27 protein-coding genes and 2 pseudogenes are annotated in these 23,519 nt (G+C 42.0%); 9 read left to right on the forward strand and 20 right to left on the reverse strand.

The window, feature by feature from the left end:
- Positions 1 to 282: pseudogene (locus ACYQ3A_RS00005) on the forward strand (hypothetical protein); the annotation flags it as partial.
- Positions 283 to 622: 340 nt separating this feature from the next.
- Here ACYQ3A_RS00005 and ACYQ3A_RS00010 read toward each other — a convergent pair.
- Both ACYQ3A_RS00010 and ACYQ3A_RS00015 read right to left on the reverse strand, forming a co-directional pair.
- Positions 623 to 847 (reverse strand): DUF465 domain-containing protein, encoded by a 225-nt coding sequence (locus ACYQ3A_RS00010; RefSeq protein WP_459894252.1) that lies wholly within the window; start codon positions 845 to 847, stop codon positions 623 to 625.
- A gap of 263 nt (positions 848 to 1,110) precedes the next feature.
- Positions 1,111 to 1,230: pseudogene (locus ACYQ3A_RS00015) on the reverse strand (transposase); the annotation flags it as partial.
- 471 nt (positions 1,231 to 1,701) lie between these two features.
- Between ACYQ3A_RS00015 and ACYQ3A_RS00020 the strand changes: the two are divergent.
- Positions 1,702 to 1,899 carry a hypothetical protein gene (locus ACYQ3A_RS00020; RefSeq protein ID WP_459894254.1) on the forward strand — a complete coding sequence of 66 codons (198 nt, stop codon included), beginning with the start codon at positions 1,702 to 1,704 and terminating at the stop codon, positions 1,897 to 1,899.
- Positions 1,900 to 1,917: 18 nt separating this feature from the next.
- The gene (locus ACYQ3A_RS00025; protein WP_459894257.1) at positions 1,918 to 2,745 is read left to right on the forward strand and encodes a tyrosine-type recombinase/integrase; all 828 of its coding nucleotides are present in this window, start codon (positions 1,918 to 1,920) and stop codon (positions 2,743 to 2,745) included.
- Between the two features lie 15 nt (positions 2,746 to 2,760).
- On the opposite strand, the gene ACYQ3A_RS00030 is transcribed toward ACYQ3A_RS00025, so the two are convergent.
- Positions 2,761 to 3,597, reverse strand: a complete 837-nt coding sequence (locus tag ACYQ3A_RS00030) for an HNH endonuclease family protein (protein WP_459894259.1) — start codon at positions 3,595 to 3,597, stop codon at positions 2,761 to 2,763.
- Positions 3,598 to 3,737: 140 nt separating this feature from the next.
- Positions 3,738 to 5,576, reverse strand: a complete 1,839-nt coding sequence (locus tag ACYQ3A_RS00035) for an AAA family ATPase (RefSeq protein ID WP_459894261.1) — start codon at positions 5,574 to 5,576, stop codon at positions 3,738 to 3,740.
- A gap of 177 nt (positions 5,577 to 5,753) precedes the next feature.
- Between ACYQ3A_RS00035 and ACYQ3A_RS00040 the strand changes: the two genes are divergently transcribed.
- Both ACYQ3A_RS00040 and ACYQ3A_RS00045 read left to right on the forward strand, forming a co-directional pair.
- Positions 5,754 to 6,821 carry a hypothetical protein gene (locus ACYQ3A_RS00040; protein WP_459894264.1) on the forward strand — a complete coding sequence of 356 codons (1,068 nt, stop codon included), beginning with the start codon at positions 5,754 to 5,756 and terminating at the stop codon, positions 6,819 to 6,821.
- A gap of 24 nt (positions 6,822 to 6,845) precedes the next feature.
- Entirely contained in the window at positions 6,846 to 7,919 is a 1,074-nt protein-coding gene (locus ACYQ3A_RS00045; RefSeq protein WP_459894267.1) for a hypothetical protein, read from the forward strand.
- Between the two features lie 6 nt (positions 7,920 to 7,925).
- On the opposite strand, the gene lepB is transcribed toward ACYQ3A_RS00045, so the two are convergent.
- The 7 genes from lepB to ACYQ3A_RS00080 all read right to left on the reverse strand — a co-directional run bounded on the left by lepB (position 7,926) and on the right by ACYQ3A_RS00080 (position 14,405).
- Positions 7,926 to 8,459, reverse strand: a complete 534-nt coding sequence (lepB, locus tag ACYQ3A_RS00050) for a signal peptidase I (protein ID WP_459894601.1) — start codon at positions 8,457 to 8,459, stop codon at positions 7,926 to 7,928.
- 10 nt (positions 8,460 to 8,469) lie between these two features.
- Positions 8,470 to 8,928 (reverse strand): hypothetical protein, encoded by a 459-nt coding sequence (locus tag ACYQ3A_RS00055; protein ID WP_459894270.1) that lies wholly within the window; start codon positions 8,926 to 8,928, stop codon positions 8,470 to 8,472.
- Entirely contained in the window at positions 8,928 to 11,585 is a 2,658-nt protein-coding gene (locus ACYQ3A_RS00060) for a TraC family protein (RefSeq protein ID WP_459894273.1), read from the reverse strand. The genes ACYQ3A_RS00055 and ACYQ3A_RS00060 overlap by 1 nt, the downstream gene beginning before the upstream one ends.
- Positions 11,579 to 11,950, reverse strand: a complete 372-nt coding sequence (locus tag ACYQ3A_RS00065; RefSeq protein ID WP_459894276.1) for a hypothetical protein — start codon at positions 11,948 to 11,950, stop codon at positions 11,579 to 11,581. The genes ACYQ3A_RS00060 and ACYQ3A_RS00065 overlap by 7 nt, the downstream gene beginning before the upstream one ends.
- Positions 11,951 to 11,952: 2 nt before the next feature.
- Complete coding sequence (locus tag ACYQ3A_RS00070) at positions 11,953 to 13,140, reverse strand: disulfide isomerase DsbC N-terminal domain-containing protein (protein WP_459894278.1); 1,188 nt, start codon at positions 13,138 to 13,140, stop codon at positions 11,953 to 11,955.
- A gap of 64 nt (positions 13,141 to 13,204) precedes the next feature.
- Positions 13,205 to 13,732: a hypothetical protein gene (locus ACYQ3A_RS00075; RefSeq protein WP_459894280.1), complete on the reverse strand. Its 528-nt coding sequence runs from the start codon at positions 13,730 to 13,732 to the stop codon at positions 13,205 to 13,207.
- A complete protein-coding gene (locus ACYQ3A_RS00080; protein WP_459894282.1) occupies positions 13,674 to 14,405 on the reverse strand; it encodes a hypothetical protein in 732 nt (243 codons plus the stop codon). The genes ACYQ3A_RS00075 and ACYQ3A_RS00080 overlap by 59 nt, the downstream gene beginning before the upstream one ends.
- Positions 14,406 to 14,511: 106 nt before the next feature.
- On the opposite strand from ACYQ3A_RS00080, the gene ACYQ3A_RS00085 reads away from it, so the two are divergent.
- Positions 14,512 to 14,973, forward strand: a complete 462-nt coding sequence (locus ACYQ3A_RS00085) for a gamma-glutamylcyclotransferase family protein (RefSeq protein ID WP_459894285.1) — start codon at positions 14,512 to 14,514, stop codon at positions 14,971 to 14,973.
- A gap of 22 nt (positions 14,974 to 14,995) precedes the next feature.
- On the opposite strand, the gene ACYQ3A_RS00090 is transcribed toward ACYQ3A_RS00085, so the two are convergent.
- A complete protein-coding gene (locus ACYQ3A_RS00090) occupies positions 14,996 to 16,186 on the reverse strand; it encodes an RNA-guided endonuclease InsQ/TnpB family protein (protein WP_459894288.1) in 1,191 nt (396 codons plus the stop codon).
- A gap of 138 nt (positions 16,187 to 16,324) precedes the next feature.
- Here ACYQ3A_RS00090 and ACYQ3A_RS00095 point away from each other — a divergent pair, with 138 nt between their 5' ends.
- From ACYQ3A_RS00095 to ACYQ3A_RS00105, 3 genes are read left to right on the forward strand one after another with little or no spacing between them, the layout of a single operon-like run.
- Positions 16,325 to 16,723 carry a hypothetical protein gene (locus ACYQ3A_RS00095; protein WP_459894290.1) on the forward strand — a complete coding sequence of 133 codons (399 nt, stop codon included), beginning with the start codon at positions 16,325 to 16,327 and terminating at the stop codon, positions 16,721 to 16,723.
- A 14-nt stretch (positions 16,724 to 16,737) separates the two neighbouring features.
- Positions 16,738 to 16,929, forward strand: coding sequence for a hypothetical protein (locus tag ACYQ3A_RS00100; RefSeq protein WP_459894292.1), 192 nt, complete (start codon positions 16,738 to 16,740; stop codon positions 16,927 to 16,929).
- Positions 16,910 to 17,305, forward strand: coding sequence for a hypothetical protein (locus ACYQ3A_RS00105; protein WP_459894294.1), 396 nt, complete (start codon positions 16,910 to 16,912; stop codon positions 17,303 to 17,305). Before ACYQ3A_RS00100 ends, ACYQ3A_RS00105 begins: the two co-directional genes overlap by 20 nt.
- 65 nt (positions 17,306 to 17,370) lie before the next feature.
- Here ACYQ3A_RS00105 and ACYQ3A_RS00110 read toward each other — a convergent pair whose 3' ends face one another.
- The 8 genes from ACYQ3A_RS00110 to ACYQ3A_RS00145 form a co-directional block, all read right to left on the reverse strand.
- Positions 17,371 to 17,670 carry a single-stranded DNA-binding protein gene (locus tag ACYQ3A_RS00110; protein ID WP_459894604.1) on the reverse strand — a complete coding sequence of 100 codons (300 nt, stop codon included), beginning with the start codon at positions 17,668 to 17,670 and terminating at the stop codon, positions 17,371 to 17,373.
- Between the two features lie 110 nt (positions 17,671 to 17,780).
- Positions 17,781 to 19,496 carry a class I SAM-dependent methyltransferase gene (locus ACYQ3A_RS00115; protein WP_459894296.1) on the reverse strand — a complete coding sequence of 572 codons (1,716 nt, stop codon included), beginning with the start codon at positions 19,494 to 19,496 and terminating at the stop codon, positions 17,781 to 17,783.
- Entirely contained in the window at positions 19,483 to 20,178 is a 696-nt protein-coding gene (locus ACYQ3A_RS00120) for a glycosyltransferase family 2 protein (protein WP_459894299.1), read from the reverse strand. The genes ACYQ3A_RS00115 and ACYQ3A_RS00120 overlap by 14 nt, the downstream gene beginning before the upstream one ends.
- Positions 20,178 to 20,660 (reverse strand): TraV family lipoprotein, encoded by a 483-nt coding sequence (locus ACYQ3A_RS00125; protein WP_459894302.1) that lies wholly within the window; start codon positions 20,658 to 20,660, stop codon positions 20,178 to 20,180. The genes ACYQ3A_RS00120 and ACYQ3A_RS00125 overlap by 1 nt, the downstream gene beginning before the upstream one ends.
- 9 nt (positions 20,661 to 20,669) lie before the next feature.
- Positions 20,670 to 21,902: a TraB/VirB10 family protein gene (locus ACYQ3A_RS00130; protein WP_459894304.1), complete on the reverse strand. Its 1,233-nt coding sequence runs from the start codon at positions 21,900 to 21,902 to the stop codon at positions 20,670 to 20,672.
- Positions 21,902 to 22,612, reverse strand: coding sequence for a hypothetical protein (locus tag ACYQ3A_RS00135; RefSeq protein WP_459894306.1), 711 nt, complete (start codon positions 22,610 to 22,612; stop codon positions 21,902 to 21,904). The genes ACYQ3A_RS00130 and ACYQ3A_RS00135 overlap by 1 nt, the downstream gene beginning before the upstream one ends.
- On the reverse strand, positions 22,609 to 23,184 hold the full coding sequence (locus ACYQ3A_RS00140) for a TraE/TraK family type IV conjugative transfer system protein (protein WP_459894308.1): 576 nt from the start codon (positions 23,182 to 23,184) through the stop codon (positions 22,609 to 22,611). The genes ACYQ3A_RS00135 and ACYQ3A_RS00140 overlap by 4 nt, the downstream gene beginning before the upstream one ends.
- A 2-nt stretch (positions 23,185 to 23,186) precedes the next feature.
- Positions 23,187 to 23,501, reverse strand: a complete 315-nt coding sequence (locus ACYQ3A_RS00145) for a hypothetical protein (protein ID WP_459894310.1) — start codon at positions 23,499 to 23,501, stop codon at positions 23,187 to 23,189.
- Between the last annotated feature and the right edge of the window lie 18 nt (positions 23,502 to 23,519).

Here is a 23,519-nt window from a genome sequence, read left to right on the forward strand (position 1 = left end):
AATGTATTAACTGGCATTATAACCACTTTTGGATTCGTTGTTGAACGTGGGAAAATCCTCAACATAAGAAAAGAAAAAGGCCTTGAAGTGTTTGAACATAACCTGTATCTGAACTCAGGCTACGATGGTTCCATTGTTGTTAATGAAAGTGGTCAAATAGTCGGTATTAACCTAAGTAGATCACCTAATGGAAATGGATTGGCTATTTCAGTGAATGAAATTAGGAAGTTCCTTAATTTGATTTTCTATAGGGACAAAGCACAAAATAGCAAGATAAAGTAAAAAGTTTGAACCGGCAGAGTTAAAGATAGGAACGGACAACAAACTCGTTCTAAGTACAGTTAAGTGTAGCGAAAACAGATATATGGTTCTTTTGCGTTTTACTGTTGAAGCAGTCGTGAACCTAATAAATAAGATTTTTAAAGAACTCAGATGAAAATCTTTACAAAACGAATGTATAATACTCCCTGATGACTGATGATAATATCCTCCTTCAGCAGAGGAAAATGCCTACCAGCAATTGACATAGTTTTCCACTTAACTGTGGAAAACCAATACAAATCCTATTGTAAGAAGCCAAGCTATTTACCTGGAAATTCAGAGCTTTAAAAAATTCTATCTCTTATTGATCCTCCTGGGCTTTTTTCATAAGAAGCATCATTTCGTCACGAAGCCTTAACCTTTCTCTTTTTAACTTCTCAAGTTCAATTTCTTCTTGAGGTGTTAGAACGTGTTTTTTCTCCATCTTATCTATAATATCATCAAGTTCTTGGTGCTTTTTCTCAAGGATTTTAAAGTAGTGAAACTTCTTTCTTGCAAGAGCCTTTAGCTCTTCACCTCTAACCATCTTTTATCCTCTCTAAGTTGTTTTATTACTGTTAGGAACCAGCAGAAACATAAATAAAATATATTCGAGATATTATCCTTCTACCTCTTTGACTCCCTCTATTTTTCTCAACTCTTTGGCGAGTCTTAAAAGAAGTTCTAACCTATTCATAACACCATCCTTGACGAAGAAGGTCTGAGGTGGATCCCTAATTTTGCACCACTATTCTATCATTCATAGTTAATACCTTTCTCCCGTAATAAACCTCATCAGGTGTTCGGTAATCAATTTTTCCACTTGGTTACAAGGATTGGATGAACGCCGAATTCTGATGCTATCTGGGAGATGGTCTTTTCTCCATTGATGGCTTTAATAGCTACCTTGGCTTTGAATTCTGGCGAGTAGTTTTTTTCTCTTTCTCATCGGACTCCTGTTTAAAAATTTTAACTAAGGGTGTGGTGCGGTTTTTGGGATCCACCTCAGTCAGACAGTAAAATTTTTATATTCAGGTTGGTGGTCTTCCCAACCTCTGCCAGCGTAAAACCTTTAGATTCCCCTCTCCTTATCCCCCACCGGCTTAGTAGCCGGTGGGGTTCCTTTAAACTCTGCATAAATTCATTAAGAACAGTAAACTATAAACCTTGGAGGACTGCAATGACATTGGATGCGTTAGTAGAGGAGTAAATCTCTAATAAAGCTCCATTTTTGAAATGTCAATAATTCATTGATTTACAATTAACCACTTTTAGCATTTTAATGTAAAAATTACAAATACACAAAAATTTACACAAAAATTCTGATACTTGACTACAAACCTAAACTGGTCATAAACCACATAGATAAGATAACTTATCTATGTAAAAGAGAGGTTAAAAATGGAAAGAAAATATTGGTTCGGATTTAGACAAACCCATCCCCCTCCTCCAGGAGAATGGGTTCCATGTGGCCCCTACTCCTCTTATGAAGAAGCTATGAGGGAAAGAAACAAAGCAAAAGCGTGGGATTCTCAAGTAACAGCAGTTTTCACCGCCTCTAACAAAGAAGAGGCAAAGGAAAAATTAAAATTCTTTTAGGAAGGAAACAGTGAAGAAATGACTGTCAAAGAGGCTTTGGAACAGTGGGAAACTTATGCCCTGCACAAGCTCTCCCACAGAACATTTCAAGCTTACCGTCGCCGTTTAAAGGAACTCCTCTCCACTATCGGAGACAGGGAGCTCCCCCTTTCAAAGCCTGAAATTGCCCACGCAATAGGAAATATCATCTCAAGCTCTGTTAGGGAACAGACGATAGCAGCCTATCAGTCCTTGAGAAAGTTTCTCAGGGACTTTTCCGAGATAGAACTTCCAGAAGTCCCGGACTTTATAAAGCCGAAAACCAGAAGGGAGCTCCCTAAACCTGTCTCCGAAGAAGTATTCTGGAAAATGCTAAGGATTGCAGAGGAAAGAGCAAAAGAAGGCTTCCCTTGGAAGCTGGCAGCCATTATACTGATGGGACTGGCAGGGCTAAGAGCAAGTGAGGCTCTGTCAGTCAACCAATTCAGTCTGGAGAAAGATAGCGAAGGAGTTATTTGGATAAGAGTCAGAGGGAAGGGACGGAAAGAGAGGCGTATTCCTTTACCGAAGAACCAATATATTGAATGGCTCTGGGAAAACAGACAAAAGGTTCTACCCTTGGGAGTGCACTATCAAACACTTTATCAGACCGTTCAGTCTATAGGGAAAAAAGCTGGGGACCCAAGCGTCACCCCTCACCAGTTGAGACATACATACGGAACAATGCTATCTCGCAGAGGAATACCTGTCCAGATCATTCAAGAACTGATGGGGCATTCAAGCCCAATAACAACGATGGGATATGTTAAGATAGCTGACAAGCAGAAAGTTGAAGCCGTAGAGAAGATAAAAATCATCACAGATTAGCAAAGTTCAAATATACTACCCACTGTTTATTTCCTCATAAATATCAGAGATTAACTTCGATAGAGGACGTCTATGAAAGTTCTCCCTATCGTAGGCAGAAAAGAAAAGCCTATACCAGTCTTTCTCGGAAATAGAACCAAGTAACGACAAACCTTCAAGAACACTATCCAGCATTTTAAAATACTCCTTGGGATAAAGTCTTGACTTCAGTATCACTTCAGCAACGACATCTTTATGATGCATATATGCTTCTATTAGACGAAAATATCTTACATTTTTCTTATATTCCGTAAAAATTTTTATACCCTTTATACCCCTCTCTATAGCCTTTAAATTAATAGCTAAAACTCCCATTTCTTTATCATCTAATTCTATGTCATATGAGAAAACAAAATCTCTATCATCAATTTCATAGGGACCTTTCAAATCCTTACAAAACTTTTCCCCTTTCGAAATATTACAGAAATAGCAGCACGGGATTAAGTTATACAAACTTACAGAAAAGATAAAGTACTTTGACTTCGGAAAGAAATGATCAAAATGAGGCCTAACGCCTCCCTTAGAAGAAGAAATAAGCTGGATATATTCCCTGTTACAATAAGGACAAGTACTCACATCAATAACCTTAAGAAGAGAATAAGAAAAATCTTTCCTCCTCTCAGCAAGATACTCATACCAGTCTATAAACAACTTCTTCAAACTATTAAGTCCTCGGGCCTTAGAAAATTCAGATGTAAACTCTTTACCTAACTCTCTGAGTTTATCTGGTCTTCCTACGAGGATATCTTTTAATTTCTCTTCCAACCAGCATCTAAGCTTCTTATTCCTTAATCTTCTGATTTCAGACTTCAAACTTCTCTTTTTTTGGCCACCTAACAAAAAAAATTTAGCCCTACTATTCCAATCTTCGACTTTCCTCTGTGAGGAAAATTCCCCAGTTACATACTGATAATACTCTTCCTCTACATCTTCAGGAAAATACCTCAAAGGTATCACCCCAGCTCTCCAAACCTTTGTTTTAGTTTAATCCTCAGAATTCTATCCCCCAACTCTTCAACAAACCAATCCCTATATTCTTTACTAAAAGTACCAGGTTTCTGAAACAGTTCAACAATCTTCCGCCTTACAAATTCTCCAATCGCTACCTTTAAAAAGAATCCTTTATCAAGCAGAGCATAAATATTTTGAGCAAGGGTTCTATCTCCCTCAGAAAACTTTTCAACTTTAACTCCGTTATCTTTCGTTAAGAGAACGATATTAGAAGAAGGGATGTCCGAAACTAAAAAAGGCGAATGTGTAGCAATAATAACCTGAAAGTTCTTATCAAAAAGACTTAAGAATCTTGATAAACAGGCTATAAACTTTCTCTGCCATTCAACATGCAAGAAAACATCAGGCTCATCAAGTAAAAGCAAAACATCTTTTACACTTACTTCCCTTACTGCTTCTTCTATATCAGCAAAGAGAAGGAATAGTCTTTCCAAACCTGTAGGAAATCCTTTTAATACTCTTATGTTGAAAGGTGAACCGAAAACGAATTCATTTTTAATCTCCACTAAAATATCTCTCAATTTCTTCAAGTACTCTGGAGTTGCATTTATTACATAATAAAAAGACGACAACTCATCAGCAGTATTTAACAATTCTTCTAAACGAGAAAGAATCTCTAAGATCTTATCTATATCCCCAAATACTGCCTTTTCTTTTTTCTCTCCTGTGAATATAAAAATACCTTCTCTTAAGACCTCGAAAGATTCCCTTAATCTTCTATGTCTCAAAAGCTCTTCTAACTTCTCAAGCTTACTATTAAAATCATCTTTTTCTATTAAGTTATACCGCCTATCAAAAAGCAAAATATTAATAAGGATAGCTATCAGAAAAAGCACATAAAAATGCAGAAACTTATCACTAAAATCTCCCAACAGCTCTTCCAATTCCCTATAAAGTTTTTTTAATATCGGATATTTTCTCCTCAGTTTTTCATCTCTTATCATGGAATGAAAATCCTCAAGCAACCTTTTATTTGGATATATTTCAATACTTAAATTATTTAGTGCAAGCTCCATTATATCGTCATCAAAAACTTCTTTCTCCATTAGAATACTCAAAATCCTAAGCACTTTTTCGGAGCGAATAATTCTCAAAGAAGACTCTATTCCTTCTTGTAATTGGTGCCCACTACTAAAAAATCCTAAGCTTCTTTCATCAATTACTTTTCTCTCTCCAGAGAGAACCTTCAAAGTTTTTTTCAAATAACTCTGCACAGCTTTTGCAAACTCAGACACTAAGGTTGAGACTTTTCCTTTATCCGAAAAGACACCATACCCCAAAATCTCCCTATAGGGGAAAAAATAAATGTCAGAAGACAAAAGTATAGGAATCACAGTTGTAACTTGATATAAGTTAACATTGGTTTTGAAAGAATGTGGAGTTACTTTCCTCCCCTCTTCTAACTGCTTCCTGGAAAAATAAAAAGGTTCGTCTGATATACCGAAAACTTCAAACTCTTTTTGAGTACCAATTTCATCTGTATTCCAAAAGACAGCAATCAATCTTCCTTCTTTTATATCTCCGAAGGGAAAACACAACAGACAGTCCATAAATCTTGTTTTCCCCGCTCCATTTTCTCCAAGTATTAAGGAATAAATCTGATTAGATGGATAATACTCTATTAATCCACTCCAAAACGATTCATCATATTTATTCAGCTTCAAAACTACCGAATCTGATTTATTAGAAATAATATCAAAATCTAAATTTCCAAGTAAATTAAAATGCTGCCTATTAAAAGGATAGAACCCCTCTACATAAAGATAAGTAAGCAACTTCATACTCTTCCTCCAATTTGCTAATTAAAAACTCAAAAAGCATTATAACCAATAGGCTTTCGGTTTCATCTCTATCAAAAGTTAAACATCTAAAGTAAAAGAAATGGACCATTACGCCGATTTGACATTTCTGTTTTACAGGATTATATTACTTCTTAAGCGATATCCAAGGAGGGAACTATGGAGTTTCTTCAAGAGTTTGAAAGGATTCTCTCAGAACTATCTGCTCACGTTAGGGAGGGAAGAGAAATATCTTACCGTGATGGAGCTTACGGAATAACCGAAATCATAAGCTGTCCTAAGAAAGCCCAACTTCGCCGTCAACACCCAACCTTAGAGGTTAGAAACATTGCCATAGACGATGGCTTTCTGTTTGAGAAAACAGTAAAGGAAGTTCTCAAGAAGATATTCGGCAACAGGTTTGAAGAGGAGAAAGTCCTCAGCTACGATTTTACCGTTGACGGTGAACCTTTCTCCATTGACGGACACTTAGATTGCTTTATCCAGTATAACAGCAACAAAATAGTAGGACTGGAACTTAAACACACGGTTCTTTCCTTTGATAACGAAACTTCAGGACGGCCAGAAGAACTGATAATTCTCCAGCCAAACAGCAGGAGAATAAGCATCAACTATAAGTACATACTGCAAGCTAAAATACAGAAAGCTTTACTTGAATGGCAGTACCCTGATAAGGAAATAGAACATTATCTTGTCATCAAGACAACCCTTAGAACACGCTACAAAATGGGTAAGAGCATAGTTGTTCTCCCAACTACAGAATCTATCTCCCGAGAAGAGCTTGAGGAGATAATTAGAATGTTCAGAAATGACCCCCGCCCCCGTGCCAACTGGGAGTGCCAATACTGTATCTATCGTCAGCACGGACTCTGCAACGGCTCAGAAAGCGCCAACACCACCCTTGAACACGAGAATGCAGAACTCATAATGGAGCTACTGGACAGATACAGTAAAATCCAGACGGAAGCTCAGATGATACAGGAGCAGCTAAAACAACTCATCAACGGAACGATTGAATATAAAGGGAAAGAAATAGGCTGGACTTACCAGGAGAGGACTTCATGGGATATCAAAGCCTTCGTTAAGCTACTAAAAGCAAAAGGCTACAATCCCTTAGAATACCTTCAAGTGAACGGCAGAAAAGCAAGGCTCTTGGAAAATGAGCTTGGAGAAGAGCTTAATAAGGTAAGAGAGAAAACAGCCAGGACAGTGTTTAAATTACTATAATTAAACAAAACAACAGAGGGTAGAATGCAGGAATCCATTGAAAAGGTATTTGGTACTTGTAAAGCCATTATCAGTGCAATCTTACCTTGCACTTACATAATCTTGGCTTTGTCAGGTATCTGGATATTCCTTTACTCAATCTTTATAGCCAAAGGAGTCACATTATTTTCTCTCGTCCCTCAAACTTTAATTTACTTGTTCTTATTTATATCTTTAACTGTAGGTCTCTTTCCTGCTTTCACATTCGGAATTTTCTACATAACGAAATCCCACTTTAAAGAACTATTCAAAAACAAGAAGCCCCAAATTCCTTCTCTCAAAAAGCGCTTAATTATTTCAACAACACTAATTAGCTGCTTACTCGGTATAATCCCTCTCCTTCTTATATACAAAAACCCCAAGCATCAAATAGCTGCTATGTTAATAATAATCATACCTTCTACTCTCACAGCCATCAGCGGCTACTTATATATCAAAGACTTCCTTAAAATGCAGAAAAAAGAGAACAAACATCCTAAAGGCTTACTTATAACAATGATTATATGGTTTAGCATTTTACTTCCATTTTCATTGATTTTTCCAGCACTAATAAGTACGTTGTTCCTAACAAAAACAGCCAGTAAGTTCCAAGATGTTTCTATTATGGTCTGGATTTACTTAATTCTACTAATCCTAATATACTTTCTACCTTTCTCTTCTCCTGCAATACTCCCTTTAATAATTAAAGAGGCCTTACAAGAAAACCATGAAAGGACAAAACAGATAAAATCCGTCTTAATTGGAGCAATTGTCTTACTAATTGCGGCATTGCCGGTATGGAAATGGATATTAGTAAGCCCACTTACCATTGCAAAAATAGGATATTTTGAAGCTCAAATCTTCAATAAAAAAACTAACCAAACATCTGAGCCTATACTCATAATATGGAAAGCTGGGAATAAAATTATCTACACAGAACTTCCAAAAAAATTGAAAATAAAAGAAAGCAAAAACAGAAGAGGAGAAGAACTCCAAAGAGTACTACGAGAAAGAGAATTATCAGCAGACGAAGAGCTAATTTATCTTGACAAGTCTGTATTAGAACTTCCTCCTCCTTAATCATTATCACTTATCCGATAACGGCAAAGGCCAACACTTATGCAGTCCCCAAGACTCGTCAACAAAACCCCAATAGCGGCTGTCAAACGACCTGGAATGTGGAGCCATGACAAAGACCTTCCCACTTGGGACAAGACCATCGTAGTGAAAGTAATCTACAGGATTACCTTTCCTATCTGTATGTAAAACAGCTCCCTTTATCTGACCGTTTATGTAAACGTGGTAATCATCTACTTTAACTTTCATACCGGGCAAAGCAGCAACCATCTTCACCAGGAGCTCTCCATTAGCAACGCCATACTGGGGATACTGTTTTTCTCCACGGTAGGGAAAGTAAACGTAATCCCCTACATTCAGCTCATTCACAGAATAGGTTCTCCGTGTACATACAAAAGAGGTAAAGTAATCGGAGTTAGTTCTGGTATGAACCAGAATAAAGAAGTGATTAAAAATACCAATAGCCCCCTGCCAGAACAGACAGGCAAACAAGCCAATAAGCAGAGGTAAAAACAGAGTTCTCTTCCAGGGAGGGAGCTCCATTAACCGGTTTCTAAAAGTTCTCAACGCTTCTGTCAACCTTTCCCTCTCCCTGAATGAACAGTTTCTCTTTCAACCTCTTGTCCAAGTTTCCGGAAGAGAAGTACTTTGAAAAGAGCCTTTTCTCCAGCTCACCGGTAATGTCTACAATCCTGATGTTACTCAGTCCGTTAGCAAGGAAAGCTCTTCTGTTTATAACAAGTGTCTGTCCACGGGCAGCGTACTCGTCAAGGAGAAGGCGGAGCTCCGATGTTATGTTGCTTACCACTGCAACCGAAGCTCCCTCTACAGCAGCTCTTGCAGTTAGGTCTCTTCTAAACTTTTCAGCATCAAACGAGTAGATAACCCTTGGAGGCTGAGGAACCAAGAAGTAGAACATTGTTCCCGATATAAGAAGGGAAACCACCACTGTAAGAAGAAACGGAGTTCCGGCAAACAGCCAGTCAAATAGACCTTTCTTCTGCTCCTCCATCAGGCTTTCTCCTTCTCTATCATGAATTCAATGGCCTCTTTCAAGCTCATTCCTGACTCAACAAGCCTATCTATCTCAGCAGTCTCCTTAGGATCCGTGGTGTAGAGGTAATAACTAAAACGGTCAACCATAAACCTCATTACGCCCCAGGTGACAGAGTTCTTGACGAATATTTCCGAATACTTCCCCTTCTCGGTCATAACCGTTCTAAGCATTTCTTTAGCAAAGTCATCAATCGTCAGGATGTTCTCCTTGTAGGCCCTCTGGAGGTCGGATTCCCTCTGGTTTAGAAGGAACATAAACTCGGAGTTTGAAATAATGGCCTGACCTACCGCTTTGTTCTCCTCCATGAAGAAGTCAAGAATGGACTGGGTAATAGTAGCCGCAACGGTGTTATACTTACGGAACCTACGGTAACCTGTCTCTATAAAGCGAGCTGTGTGTTCCCCTCTCAGCAGGTCCCAGGCCTCATCAACAAAGAACAATTTTGGAATAGACCTATCTCCCAAGTAGATTTTCTGGGAGAGAATCATCATAACTGACATAAGAACTACTTCCTTCATAGACTCGTACTGGTTAACTTCCTCAAGTTCCAGAACAACGAAAGGCTTATTGATGTCAACGTTAGCCCTGCCGTTATAGAAATGAGCAAAACGGCCCTCAGCGTAAGGGTAAAGAGCCTCTATCATTCTTGCTATCTGAGGACGCATTTCTATTTTCGTTTCATCCTTCATAAACTCTCGGAGAACATCCCTTACAAGCCTTACGGAAGCATCTGGTCCTTCTCTCTCCCAGGCTATGCGGATAGCCTGCTCCAGAACTCCCTTATAGTCTGCATATCCGCTTGCAGGAAGTCCGCACATAGTTGCAAAGAGTCTTACGAGCTGTTCAAGCTCAGCAGTAGCTTCCTTTCTGGCCTCATCCTCACCAAGCTCCTGAGCTATTTTGTCAAGCCTTCCGAGAACGCTGTTGGTAAAAGGATTGATACAGAGCTTGCTATCAAAAACTATCATCTGGCCGTCAAAGACCTTTACGGCCCGCATGTAGGATCTTCCAACGTCTATGCCGTAAACAAGTCCTCCTCTCCCGAGAAAGTTTGTAATGAACTCGTTCATAAGAAACGACTTACCGGCTCCAGATTGAGCCGCAATAAAGAGGTTATAGTTAGTTTCTGAGTCCCACAGGGATATGAGCTGAACCTGCCCCCTTCGGGAGAAGAAGATAAAACCCGGATACTGAGGTCTCTTGTACCAACCGGTTCCTTTCCAGTCAGATTGGACCACGACGAGATTAGGAACCGACGAGATAATAACCGTCTTAGCCCTGTTGAGGAAGTCCATAGTCTCCTTGATAGGAGCCATAGGAAGGGAATAGATAAAGGTAGGAATCGTTTTAAACTTTTCTATCTGGAGCTCAAACCCGGCGGAGCTCCACAGCTTATTCAAGGTTCTAAAAGTGTTCTGTATCTCCCTTCTGGCCTCTTCCTTATCGCTGGCATCAACGTAGAAAAAGCCTGATACCAGAATCTTAACGAGCCTTGCAGCTGCCTTGTTCCTGGCCCGAATCGTTTCGTAGATTTCAAGTTCTCTAACCTGATCCCTGATTCTGACGGACTTCCGGATAGCTTCTTCAGCATAAGTACTTTTGTATCTATATATCTTGGCCAGTATTTTTGCCTCTTCCACCTCTGGAAGTTTGTAAATAGTGGTGCTGATGGCAAAGGGATACTTAATCTGGTTAGCCTTATCCCGGTGGAGGATTGCCCCCATAACCTCAAGCATTCGGGATATATGAAAGGATCCAGAAGGAAAGCTCTTAGCAGTCCATGAAGCAAGATACTTCCCGTCTATCTTCATGAACTCAGGGTCTTCCACGACTATGGCGTTGTCGGCAAATATCATCTGCTCTCTAATTTCCCTTTCCGGGTCGTAGGGAGCTCTCTCAACGATTTCGTGAGACGGATTGAAAATCTCCCGGAGAGTGGCCAGGAAAAAGTCTGGAGGCAACGTCTTCTGCACCTTACTGATAAAGCCCATAGACTCAATAGTTCCCCTAAAGCTGACAGCTTGATCGTGGCAACGGTCAAGATACCTCTCAAAATCGTCAACTCCCTCTTCCTCAAGCTTACCTATACCGCTCCAGGCTTTAAGCCAGTCAATAAAGTTCTTTATCTTGGTAACTTTTTGAGGTGGAAAGATAATTGAGATAAAGAGGCGGAAGTCTCTAAAAGGTACACCAGTAAACGGATGGGGCTTACGAATGTATTCTTCATAGAACTTGGCCCTTCTCTTAAAAACTTCCGTTATAGCCTCATTCTCATGTTCAACTTTCTGCCACCTATTGATAAAAGGATAGATGTTAGGAGAGGCGTACATCGTAAACTGAACTATCGTTCCATCCTCAACCTCAGAAAGCAGGGAGCGACAACCGTTTAGAAAGTCGTTACCGGCCACGATAAGCGGAGGAACCTCGTAGCAGACAGCTGCCCTACCGTCAGCCAGTATGTAGAGTTCCCTTTGAAAATCGTAGGCAACGTAAGGAAGAAACTGAGAAAGAGGCATGCTCTCATAAAGCTCAACAAGTTGTTTCCACGGCGTAGCAATAAAACCCGCAATCTTCCTGTGCTTTCTCTTACGTTTTCCACTTAAACCTACCATATCACCGTCTCTTTATTGGCGTTGTCTTTTACAGCTTCTGCTCTATAGTCAATGTGTTTAGAAACGCTATCAGGAACGCAATATTTCTCCTGCCTGCAACACTTCCGCTCACCTATAAGAGGGTCCCCACAGCTGCTGCAGACAGTCCTGTAATCACACTTTAAAGGTCTATAAGCAGAGCTCTCCTGTGTTCCCTCAGGCTCTTGAGTGTTTGAAAAAGCTCCCCTCTTATACATCCGGTAAACGTCAGGTATGGAAGCACACGTTCCAGGATGATAACCAGGACAGGAAAACTCGGAAGAGTAGGGAGAGAAGATAGAACAGCTTGAAAAAAGTAAAATCAGAACAGGAAAAAATCTTTTCACAACTACCTCCCCTCAATCATCCTCTCCACAGCCTTGACATTAGCTCCAACTATCTTTTTCCCATCAGGCCAGGAGAAGAAAGTTGGAGTTCCTGTTACACCAAGCTTATTGATAACCTGTAGTTGCTTCTGAAATTCCTTTTCAGCATCAGGAGTCATAGGCTCCCCAGAAGGAGAGGCTTTTCCCTCAAAAAATCTTTCAAGGAGAAGAGCTCTCTTTCCCTTAGGAGCATTCATTATGTCCGCTATGTATTTCATAGAGAAATCACCGTGAATAGGGAACAGGTAAACGTAGAAGGTAGCCTTTCCTTCTTTTGCCAGATGTCTTAAAGCGTTACAGGCCCTCTTACAAAACGGACAGGTAGGGTCTGTAACGACCACTATTTTCTTACCGGACCCACTACCGACTATAACCGGCGCATCCGAAAGATTTAGTTTGCTGATGTCAAACGGATAAAGGGACTCAAACACTTCTCTTCGAAACCCTTGAACAACCTGCTGATTTCTGGGAATAACTGAAAACGGAACTCCTCTAATGCTGTATTTCCGCATCCACTGGTTCCACTTTCCGAGCAAACGTTTAGTCTCCTCTTTGTCTGCCTCAGATGCACTCTTTAGCACCTTCTGAACATCAGCCTCATCGTCAAGCTTACCGCTAACAACTTCTTCAATAGCCTTTCTTTTATCCTTGCTGGATAGGATATAGAGAATGTGTGGATAGGAATTCCTGTGCATATCGGCGAAGATAACGAAGAAGTCAACGTTCCTGCTAAGCAGGAACTTCAGGAGCTCCCTGCTGTAGGGACAGTCTGGATCCGCAACCAGAAAGACTGCAGGTTTCTTACTTCCAACTACATGAACTGCAGAACGAACAGGAAACGTTCTGGCCATCTCGTCGGCAAGCTGCCTGAAAAGCTGTTTTCTCCTTTCGTCTGTAAGATTCTTTCCCTGTAAGTCGTATATAGCACCGAAAACAAGGTGTTCCACTGAAGGGTCAACATAAATGATGTTGCTACCAGCATGAATCTCGTACAAACCCTTAATAGGCGAAGGTTCAACCTTGTCAAAGTGTAGATTTGGAAGCTTCTGCTTAAGTAAAGTCTCCACTTGTTCAACTTCCGATTCTGTAGCAGCGATAGACACGCAGGGAATCAAACTAAAGAACACAAGCAGGCCAAGAAGCTTTCTCACAGCAATCCTCCTGCTAATCCGAACAGCTATGAAAACAGTCTTCCAGAACAAACTGTTCCTGTAATCAGTTCTGTACGCCTGTAGCCGCTGTAGTTGTAGAAAATCCCTGTTCTTTTTCTGTATGTAAGTGTAATGTAGTCCTTGAAATGAAAGCGTCTGGAATCAATATCTTTATCTTTCTGTACTGTTCTCTGGGAACATCAGTAAAAACAACAAAACACTTCCAGTTTCGGCAGGTAGTTTCTTTAATTTTTATGCATGCAGAAATTTTACTCCCGTACTTCCGGGCAAACCTTTCTGCTCCCTTCCTGTTCCTAAACGTTCCGATAATCACCCTGCACAAATCTGGCCGTGGACCGTTCTGAACCTTTTTTGTATTCCCCGTACTTCCTGTACTCCATGTATTTTCACCTGTACTCAGACAGCGGCATCGGGACTGGAGTTCCTGCAGTTTCCCCTCAAGCAGGTTAACACGCTGAATAAGCTTATAGACGGCATCAACAAGGATCTCCTCGGTAGAAGCAGCTTGAATGTTAGCGTTCAGGCTCAGAACCAAAATCAAAGAAGCTGGCAGGAGTTTCCAGCGACTCAACAACCTGCCTACTGATAGAGTAAACGAAAGACTGAGGCTCTTGTGGAACCCTCTTAACATAAGGAGTTCTTTTGCCTCCTGAGTGGAAACGTTTCTCCTCTGTTCTGTTCTCAACAGAGAGAACATATATCATGTCCTCATCGTATCCGAGGAGCTCTCCTGAGTATAACTTATTATCTACAGTCCTAACTGTCACAGGCTTTCCTATAAGCATCTCAAGGTTAAAACCTTCACCTCTGGAAACAATTCCCTTGGACTGGGAAGCTAAAGCTTCCCTCAAAAGGCTCTCAAGGGAGTTGAGCTTCTTGACCACTTCATCCATTACGTTCTGTTCTGGCTGTGTTCCTTCTACAACTGTAGGCTGAACAGAAGCCTCCTCCTTGCCAGCAAGGGAAAGCTGCTCTCTTTTTCGTTCCTGCAGGAATTCAGCAAACTTCTTTGCCCTAATGGCCAGGTCGTGGGATATCTTTTTAACCTTGAGAAGGGAAACCTCGTCGGCAGGATCCAGTCCCTCCTGCTCGCAAAGGTAAAGATACCTGGCAGCTTTCCTGCCCAAAGTCTGAGCACTTCCCTCTTTATAACCGTTTCTAAGGAGCCAGCCCTTATACTCCTTTATAAGCTCTCTCTGTTCAGGCTTTAAAGCCCTCATAGCGTTTTTTGGGAGCTCCACCATGACATACCCCTGGAACAGTTTTACATAAAACTATAGCAGAACTGGGAAAATATTAAATATTGCATTTCTGTTTTACAGGAATATATTAGAGAACAGGAGGAAAACAGTGAAAAACATCGTTGCAGTCTATGGAACACTAAAGAAAGGGCACGGAAACCATTACTATCTCAGGAGTTCAAAGTATTTAGGCAAAGGAGTATCCCTACAGAGGTTTCTCTTGGGACACTCCAGCTTCCCAGCAGTCGTCCCATGGGAGAGTGGTGTTCCTATAGTAGTAGAGCTATACAGTGTATCCAGAAGAACACTCATGCAGCTGGACAGATTAGAGGGAGTTCCTACTCTTTACAAGAGATCCCCTTTCTTGTTCAGAACGGAGAAAGGAACAATAACAGCCATGCTCTATTTTATGGAAGAGACAAACGAACTCTTTAACTGGGAACTCCCTGAGGGGAAGTTTCCCTACTGGTGGACCAAGAAGGGATGGAGACTATGGAAAATAAGTCTGCGGAGGGGACAGCATAGACAAGGGATTAATAAAAGCCCTATTAAGTCAACTACCTCCGACTAAAGTCGGAGGCTTGTAGCTGATGCTACACAGTGGTAGCACCGCTACATTGGGACGGTTGACAGCGCCCCACTGGAGCGGATATACCAGCTCCAGTCCTGACTTCTCTCTTTTGGAGAGAAGTCAGATAGTTCTTAACTATGTTCCTGCTGGCGTTAAGGTCAGCATTGAGGGAGAAACCACAATGTTTGCAGACAAAGTGAGACTGGTCAGTTCGGTTAGAACGAGAGATGTATCCGCACCTGCTACATTTTTGAGAGGTGTAGCGTGCATCTACGTAGACAACTCTGATTCCTTTAGCTTGAGCTTTATACTCAATAAACTGCTGGAGCTGTGCAAAGTTCCAGCTGTGTATCCAGCGTCTATTCTGCTTGTTGACTTTTATCCTCTTCCTGATTCCTTTGAGCTTTTCAAGAACAATCACTCCACCAGCAGGAACAAGGTTAACTATCTCCTTTGCTATCTTGTGGTTAACAGCAGTCCGAAACCGTTTCTCCTTCTGCGAGAGCTTCTTAAGGTGTCTTTTAGCAGAAGGAGTGCCTTTGGACTGCAGTCTTTTGCGAAGTGCGTAATACCTTTCGGATACAGCTCTAATGTGTCCACCGTTAAAAAACTTGTTGATTTTTCCGTCAGGGGTAGAAACTACTGCAAGGTTTCTAAGTCCCAAGTCCACTCCAACAAAAAAGTCAACAGGTTCTATACCGGGAAAATCTTTTTCAACGGAAATATTGAGGAAAAACTTTTTAAGCTTTTTATCGTATTTGAGATTAGCGGAAGTAACCTTCCAGTCCAAGTATTGCTTGAAATAGTCAGGAACTTTTATCTTGAACTTTTGTCTTCCTCTAATGGTAGCAAGAGAAACCTCTTCCCTATCCAACCAGACAGTATAGGAACGCTTGTCATAACGGATAGCAGGATTTTTGCTTTCTGGACACCTGCTTTTAAGTCCTTTTCTCTTCCTCTTGATTGCGGACTTGAGACTTTCAGTAGCTACAACTCTTGCAGAAATTACAAGTTGGGAGGGAAGAGAGGTTTTGTCTCTAACGGTGTAGTAGGTGAGTTTATGGAGTTCAACTCCGTTCCATGTTTCAGCTTCCCACCCTATCTTGCAGGTGTAATTATAAGCAAACTTATACTGTTCAATGGTTTCAAGGAGTATCCTCTTTTGTTCTTCAGTAGGTTTAAGAACAAGTTTAAGAGTCCGTTGCAGTTTCATATTCATATACTACTTCAATACTTGCAAAATTTCAAGTGCGGTCTCCTCCCTGCTTTAAAAAGCAGGGTTTCCGACCGCAAGGAAGGTATCTATGAAAACTTCACTGTCAAGGTGTCTTACTCCTCAGGAGCTCTCCCTATGTTTTCAAAGTTGGAAGTCTTTATTCTTGACAAAAGCCAGCTCCAGCTCACAGAAGTTGATGGAAAAATCAAAGTATCAGATCCAAAGGAACTTGAAAAAGCATTTGAACTCTACCAGTTTAGGAACTTCATTCCTCTCTTAGAGTTTGCTCTCACGGACAAAGAGACCCCCAGCTTTGCCGTTGAAGAAACCAAGGAGAACATTAAAAACGGATTGTTTCCTTTCGTTAGACCGAAAACCGGCAAAGTGGAAACACTGGTAGTAGCTGTCGGCAATTTAGCAAGGAGAGGCTTATTCTATTACCCTGACCATGAATCACCAGTAATAGAACTCATAGAACTTGGGGAAAAACTCAAAGTTCACAAGGATAACTTCAAGCTGATCCCTGAACTGTAGAAAGGAGGAATGCCTTGAGCAGATATCCTTTCTTAGCTCCTTTTATTCAATCCCTAACGGTTCTTTTTCTACTGTTTTTGCTTTCTGTCAACTTAGGAGTAGGTTTAATACTTCCTCCTACTGCTCTAACCACTATAGGTGCTATATCCCTCAACATTAGGAATCTTTCATCTGGGAAAAGATACAGTGAAGAGCGTAAAGTCTAAGATAAACGAGTACTGTCCCAACTCTTACCTTATAAGATATATAGGAGATCCTGAAGTCTGGTTAGGAGCTCCAGCTAAGTGCGGTCCTCTCAAAAAATATGGCGTTAACTTCGTTGATTTAATCTTTGATGAGAAAAGCATGATTCTCAAGAAAATCAGCACAGAGTGGTCATTTAGAAGTTTTCCCAAAGCTCTAAATGAGTACAGTAATCTGACAGCATACTTAAAGGTTAAAACAAACTGGAGCGAAGTTAAATGCGATAAGGAAGAAAAAGGTAAAAGCTGTTTCAGGTTAGGTGATATTAAACTAACTATTAGCCATAACTCTAATAAATTAGAATTGATTTACTCCTATATCCCCTCATCACAACCGTAAAAGCCCTTAAAATTCATATTAATTCAACCAAAGCAAGGAGGGGAAACTATCCCCTCCAAAAATCCCTAACCCTCTGAGTCAGATATCTCTTCAGAAACCTCTACAGTTTCCTCTCCTTCCGTAGTCTTCCTGGCGGCAAGCTTCCTAATGCTGTCAACCCTTACAAAAACCCTCTCTCTCCGATCACCATTATCGTTCTCCCAGAAGTCCGTTCTCAACCTACCCTCTACAAGGACCAAATCTCCTTTAGCATACCGCTCAGCAGCTTTCTTTGCATTCTCTCCCCAAAGCTCAAGCAAAGGGAAATTGGTGGTCTCTTTAAGTTCTCCTGTTTTCCTGTCCCGATAAGGCTCATTAACGGCTATCCGGAACCTACAGACTGGGTTTTCTTCTCGCCGACAAACTGGAGTTCCGGATGCCTGGTCAATCTTCCGAGAAGAAACACACGGTTAGTAGCCATGACAACAACCTCCCTCTATTTTTTTACTCTCAAAACTCTCAGTTTCCCTTCTACTCTCTCAAGCTCAACGCAGGATGGGAGCTTGCCAGCAAGAGTATCCTCCACAACATAATCAAGCCTGAATTCTCTAACTTTAGAGCAGTCAAGTTTCCCTTTTGTCAGGTCCTTAAGAAAGAGCTGAACCTCTTTAGGCATCCAGCCCACTTCCATAGATGGAATTACCTGAATGTTTGCCTTGGAAAAGTAAACGCTCCTATACATTTCAGGCATGTTTGAGAACGCCACCTTAACCGGCCGATCAAAGGAAACAGCCTCAGGCTGGCTAACAACAGCGTAGGGACTTAGAAAGAAAAGAAGTAGCGGAACAGAAAGTTTCCAGGGTATGCTCTCTACTTTAAGGAACCGGAACAAGGAGCTCCACAGAGGAACTACTACCTCAACATAGCGTATCTGATTAGACGCCAAGAAATAAGCTGAAGTAAGAACGGTCTTTATGTCTTTTCTCCAGAAGAACAGAAGAGGAACAGTCGAGAGAGCTAAAACAGAAAGGAGCCCGACAGCAAAGGTTTGTCCTTCCGCAACGGCAATCAGCCTGTTGGCCTTAGCAGTCAAAATGTGAAAAATTAGTTGAATATAGTCCAGCTCCCCAAGGTTTATCCAAAAGAACAGTCCCAAGAGTAAAGAACAAACGTAAATAATCCTGAGTCTTCTAAAAGCGATAAGCGGGATGACATATATGAAAAAGAGGTAGTAAACGAGGGGCAGGAGAACGGCAATCGGGAGGTGCCACGACAGTCTGCCCCTGTCCCTCAACGCATAGGCCAGCAGAAACAGACCTGACGCAAAGACCGCAGGTCGCCCCAAGAGAACTCTATCTGCAAGTAAGTAAAGAACAAATGCAACCACAAGGGTTTTCAGGTTATTTCTCGTCTTTTCCAGAAGCAGAACAGCCGCCAGTCCATAGAGAAGAACGGCCAGAACCTGAAAGGGAATGTAAGCATAATCCCCAATTAGACGATGTAACAGGCCAGCCACAACGTCAAAGGGATAGTAGAAGTCAAAAGAGGGAACATAGGAGTAAAGAAACATCTTACTGTAGTTGTAGTCATACCTGTAGGCAGAGAGATGCCGAAGCAGGTCGTCAGGAGGAAGTTTCGGAAAGAGAACAACGAGCATGGCCACTATGAATATGTGGAACCAGGGTGAGAGCTCGTCTCGTAGCTCAATCCCGTAAACGGCAAGCCTGTTCAGGCCAAAGAGAAAGCTCCTGGTCTGGTATCCGTGCTTCCTTATCTCTTCGTCAGTCAGGTAGTGCTTGTGGTCATCTATGTGATCCCTGTTAACGAGGTTGAACTTTGCAAGGAGCTCCAGAACAGGCTTAGCAAGAGGAGTAGGAGTCGTGAGGATAACTGCTTTCCCTACTCTCTTAAACTCCTCAAGGGCCGTCTCCCAGTTGTTAAGGTGCTCAACGACCGCAGGGGAGACAACAACGTCAAAGGATCTATCCTTGAAAGGTAACGGTTTATTTAGGTCAGCTCTGACTTCCCCTCTGTCAGAAATATCCAGAACAACAACATCATGGCCTCTACTCCTGAGAACCTCATAGAGGGAACCGTCTCCTCCTCCTGCATCAAGTATCCTCAGACGACCGTATTTTTTTTCCAGGTCCTTTATGTAGGGAAGAACCTGCGAATACCTTATATGGGCCGTAAGAGAATCAAGAATGACCATAGCCCCACGCCTTCCCCTTAGAAAACTTCAAAGACCAGTAGGTCCTCATTATCCTGAAAAAGTCTAAAGCTCCTATCTTCTTTCCCTCAGCCCTTGAACGGGGCTTGTAGTCAACTTTCTCCCAGACTATTCTGTAACCACCTAAAATGGCCTTCATCGTTAGTTCAGTCTCTATCTCAAAGCCCTTAGAGCCGAGACCTACTTCCTCTATGAACGATCTCTTAATAAGCCTCTGACCAGAAAAGACGTCAGGGCATCCCGTCAGGTAGGCTATCAGCTTGTTAGCTACAAAAGAGCCGAGAGATATACCCGTTATCTCATCCCAGGCCATGGTCCTTACGCCGACAACCATATCAGCACCAGTAGTCAAGTACGCATCGTAAAGCCTCAGCAGATTCTCAGGAGGATATTCAAGATCGGCATCCTGAATAGCTATTACTTTTGTTTCAGAAGAGACCAGAGAAAGTCCCCGTTTTACCGCTTCTGCCTTTCCCTTATTCCTGTCTATCCTTACTGAAACAACTTTCCCGCCTTCCATTTCTGAAATAACCCCGTAAGTACGGTCAGTAGAACCATCGTCAACAACTATCACCTCTCTAACGAATTCAAGCCTCGTCAGCCTTGATAGAACCAATCCAACGGTAGCCTCTTCGTTATAAACAGGAACGATGACAGAAAGCATTACTTCTTCTCCGTATATCTCTTTATCTCCGCCAGTTTTCTTTGACAGTCTGGACCACAAGAAGATTCTTGCGGGGAACTCAACTTTTTAGGAGCTGGAGTCTTTTTCTCCTCGGAAATAGGCAGAACCTCAGGAGTAACAGACGGTGAACCAAGCCCTTTCTGAGTCTGAACTATTCTGACCATCTTTTTGATCCTTTGGACTTCACCTTTAGTTGCTATGGTCCAGTAGCCAGGCTTTAGAGTGAAGTAGACAAACTCCCCCTGATGGAGAACTCCCTGGTCATCTTCATAAGGCATTATCAGAACCCTAACAACCTCTGGAGGAACGTAGATTGGTTTCGCCTTAAATTCCGGAACAACGCTAATAATTTCCTTTCTTTCCTTTACAGAAGGCTCAGGCGGAGCAGTCTTAACCAGTTTGTTTGAGGAACAGGAAGCTAACGCCACTGCAGCTGCTATTAAAACCAGAATCTTTCTCACAGCTCCTCCTTAACCCCTTACTTTTTTCTTCTCAACCTTTTCAGTTTTCCCAATCCTCTGTATCCACTTCCCACGCTGGACCACGATAGTTACCTTCCGGCCAGCTCCGATTTCAATGACCGGAAAGGTTTGATCCAGGAGCTTCATGTAGTAGTCAGAGAGCCTTCTTGCAGATTCGGCAAAGCCAGCAAAAACACCTGCTCTTGCAATCTTTCCAGGCTGAACAGAAGAAACAACTCCAGAACCGGTGATGGTTGTGGTAGTAGCAGTAGTCTGAAGAACGTTTCCAGCCCCCTCAAAGAAGGAAGATAGAAACGCTCTGGCAATGAGTGCTCCCTGCTTACTTACTACTCTTCCTCTAAGGCCTACCTTACCGTCTTCTCCAGCTACATAGCCGTCAAGGCTAAAGTCGTAAACGTTACCTTCGTCATCAACACAGGACATGTAGTCAGTACGGATATAGACCCGCTCAGAGCTCAAGTCTCCGTATGCCTCGCCAATAACCCGACAGTCCTTTAGATCCTGTTTCCAATCGTTAGGAAGAATTGAATTGTCAACAAGGTTTATGAGAACAGGAATTGTGTCTCTCTTCGCTCCCATACCCGTTGGGGCGTCAAGCCCAGACAAAAGGATGCCCTCAACAAAGGTTCCAGAAGGTATATAGAACTTTCTGAGTATCTCGTATCGCCTTTTTTCTTTCTCTTTTTTCCTTTTCTGAATTTCCTTCTCAAAGGAAACTTTCTTAATGCCGCCTCCCTGAGAAGGTGGAGCTCCCGTCTGAGGCCTGGGAGGCGGCGGTAGAGGGGGGAGGGATTTTATAGAAACTTCTTTCTCCTTACGCTTGCTTTTCTCCACCTTCTTCACTTTCTTCTTAGGCTCTTCCGGAAGAAGTGCATCAGGATGAACAGTAGGCGGATGTTTCTTTATCTCCTCCAGAGACTTATTCAGCTCGCCTATCTTCTTCTCGTTAAACTGCAGCTTCTCGTTCAGCTTTGAAAGGGTTGCAGATATCTCGGCCAGCTGCTCTTCCATTCTGTCCAAACGCTCGTTTGCCTTTATGTACCATGTTTTAATTGCTTCTCGCGTTCCAACTTCTTCAAACTCAAAAGTTTCTGCCCTCTTAACGGTAGGCTGACCACCGCCCTGCATCTTATCCATGAGCATGTAGAGGACCAACGCCATTGAAAGGAAAAGCGCAAAGGTTACTGCTAACTGTTTCTTCCTCTTATCCGAAATGGCCACTACTTCCTCCCCACTACAACAACGAAAGTGGTCGTTTCGCCGGGATTAAGGAGGTGATGGCGAATCGAAATGGACCTCACGTCAAACTGCTTTGACAGGAAAGAAAGGACTGTCTCATCTATGTGTATCCGCTTGTTCAGAACATTCTTTATGTAACCTTTCAGGACCTTAAACCTGTCCCCAATCCCTTCAGCAGTCTGCCAAACCTCTATCTCAGCAAAGAGGCCAAGGAGCTCTTTCCCGGGCTTAACTACGTAGTAATCCGGATATTTCCCGGACATAAACTGCCTCGTCAGAGTTACGAGAAGCTCCTCGTAAGGCATTGAACTCTCATAGTAGACCGCTTTCTTCCTGACCTTAACCTCTTCCGGGATATAAACCTCTACAACCTCAGGCTTTTTCCTATCGGGAACCGCAATAACAGAGTAGTCGTGAGTGTTACCATCCTCATCCTCTGTAGTAACAGCAATCACGGCAGGCTTGTGGTAGTAGGGATTCCATTTGATCAGCAAATTATTCCCTTGAGCCTGCACCTGGATGCCCTTAGAGGTATCTACGTAAGCTTCAAGAACTTTGTTTGGGAAACGGATAACCTGAATGTTGCCAACGCTGACGCTAACTCTTATTTCAGGAGAGGCCGGTATTCTCTCTATCGCAAAAGCATTTTGAAGCACAATCAGAAAAAACATAACTGCTAAAAGTCTCCTCATTTCTTTACCTCTTGGTCTTTGTTAGCAGGATAGAGCGACGTTACGAGGAACTCCCCGTTTCTTATAACGTACTTAAGAACGTAGGTCTGCTTTTTGTCCTCTAACGTTTTTCCCATATAGGACTTTACAAGCCTACCGGTTACCAAGACCTGCTTGCTATGAGGATCTATCTGAAACTTCTCAGGATAGAAGGCCTGAACTCGTCCGTAGAACTTGACATCTGCTGATATTCCCTTAATCTGCTTCTTTAAGCGCTGGTAGGCAGAGGGTTCAACGTACTTTAGAAATTCCTTCAGACGGGAGTCTATAGTATCTGGAGTGTAGTTAGTCGCCAGGTACATCACATAATCGGCCATCTCCTTTACGTACTCAGGAGAGGCAGAGTCATTAGTTATGAAAACTTTGCTGTAAACTGCCGGTGGTAAGAGGATTATCCTCTCCCTCTCAATGTTCTTGGTGTAGAGAACCAGCAGATAGCCTACAAAGAGCAGCAAAAGGAAAACCACATATCTACAGAGCCTGAAACCAGAAGCTGCCCTGCTCCATCTCTCTATGAGAACCCTACCGTCCATACTCACTCCTCAAAGTCCCTGATAAAGGTGGGAACGACTCCAAAGTCCTTTACTTTCCTGAGAGGAACCTTTGTAACTCCCAAGTGCCAGTAAATCCAACCATCAAGGAAATTTCCAAGCTGAGCCTTGTATTTCAAAACAAGTATCCCCACAAGTAGAACAAACAAGGACAGTAAATGTTCTCCTTGAAAGAACAGGATCACAAAGAAAAACAGAGTTAGAACACCTATAACGAACGTATTAAATTCAAAGTTACCAACGTATTTGGGATCATCCAGGTGCCCCGGAACGTAATCTTCATAATTTCTGCTCTCCATACCTCCTCTCCTTAAAAC

It is taken from the genome of Desulfurobacterium crinifex, from assembly GCF_054656775.1.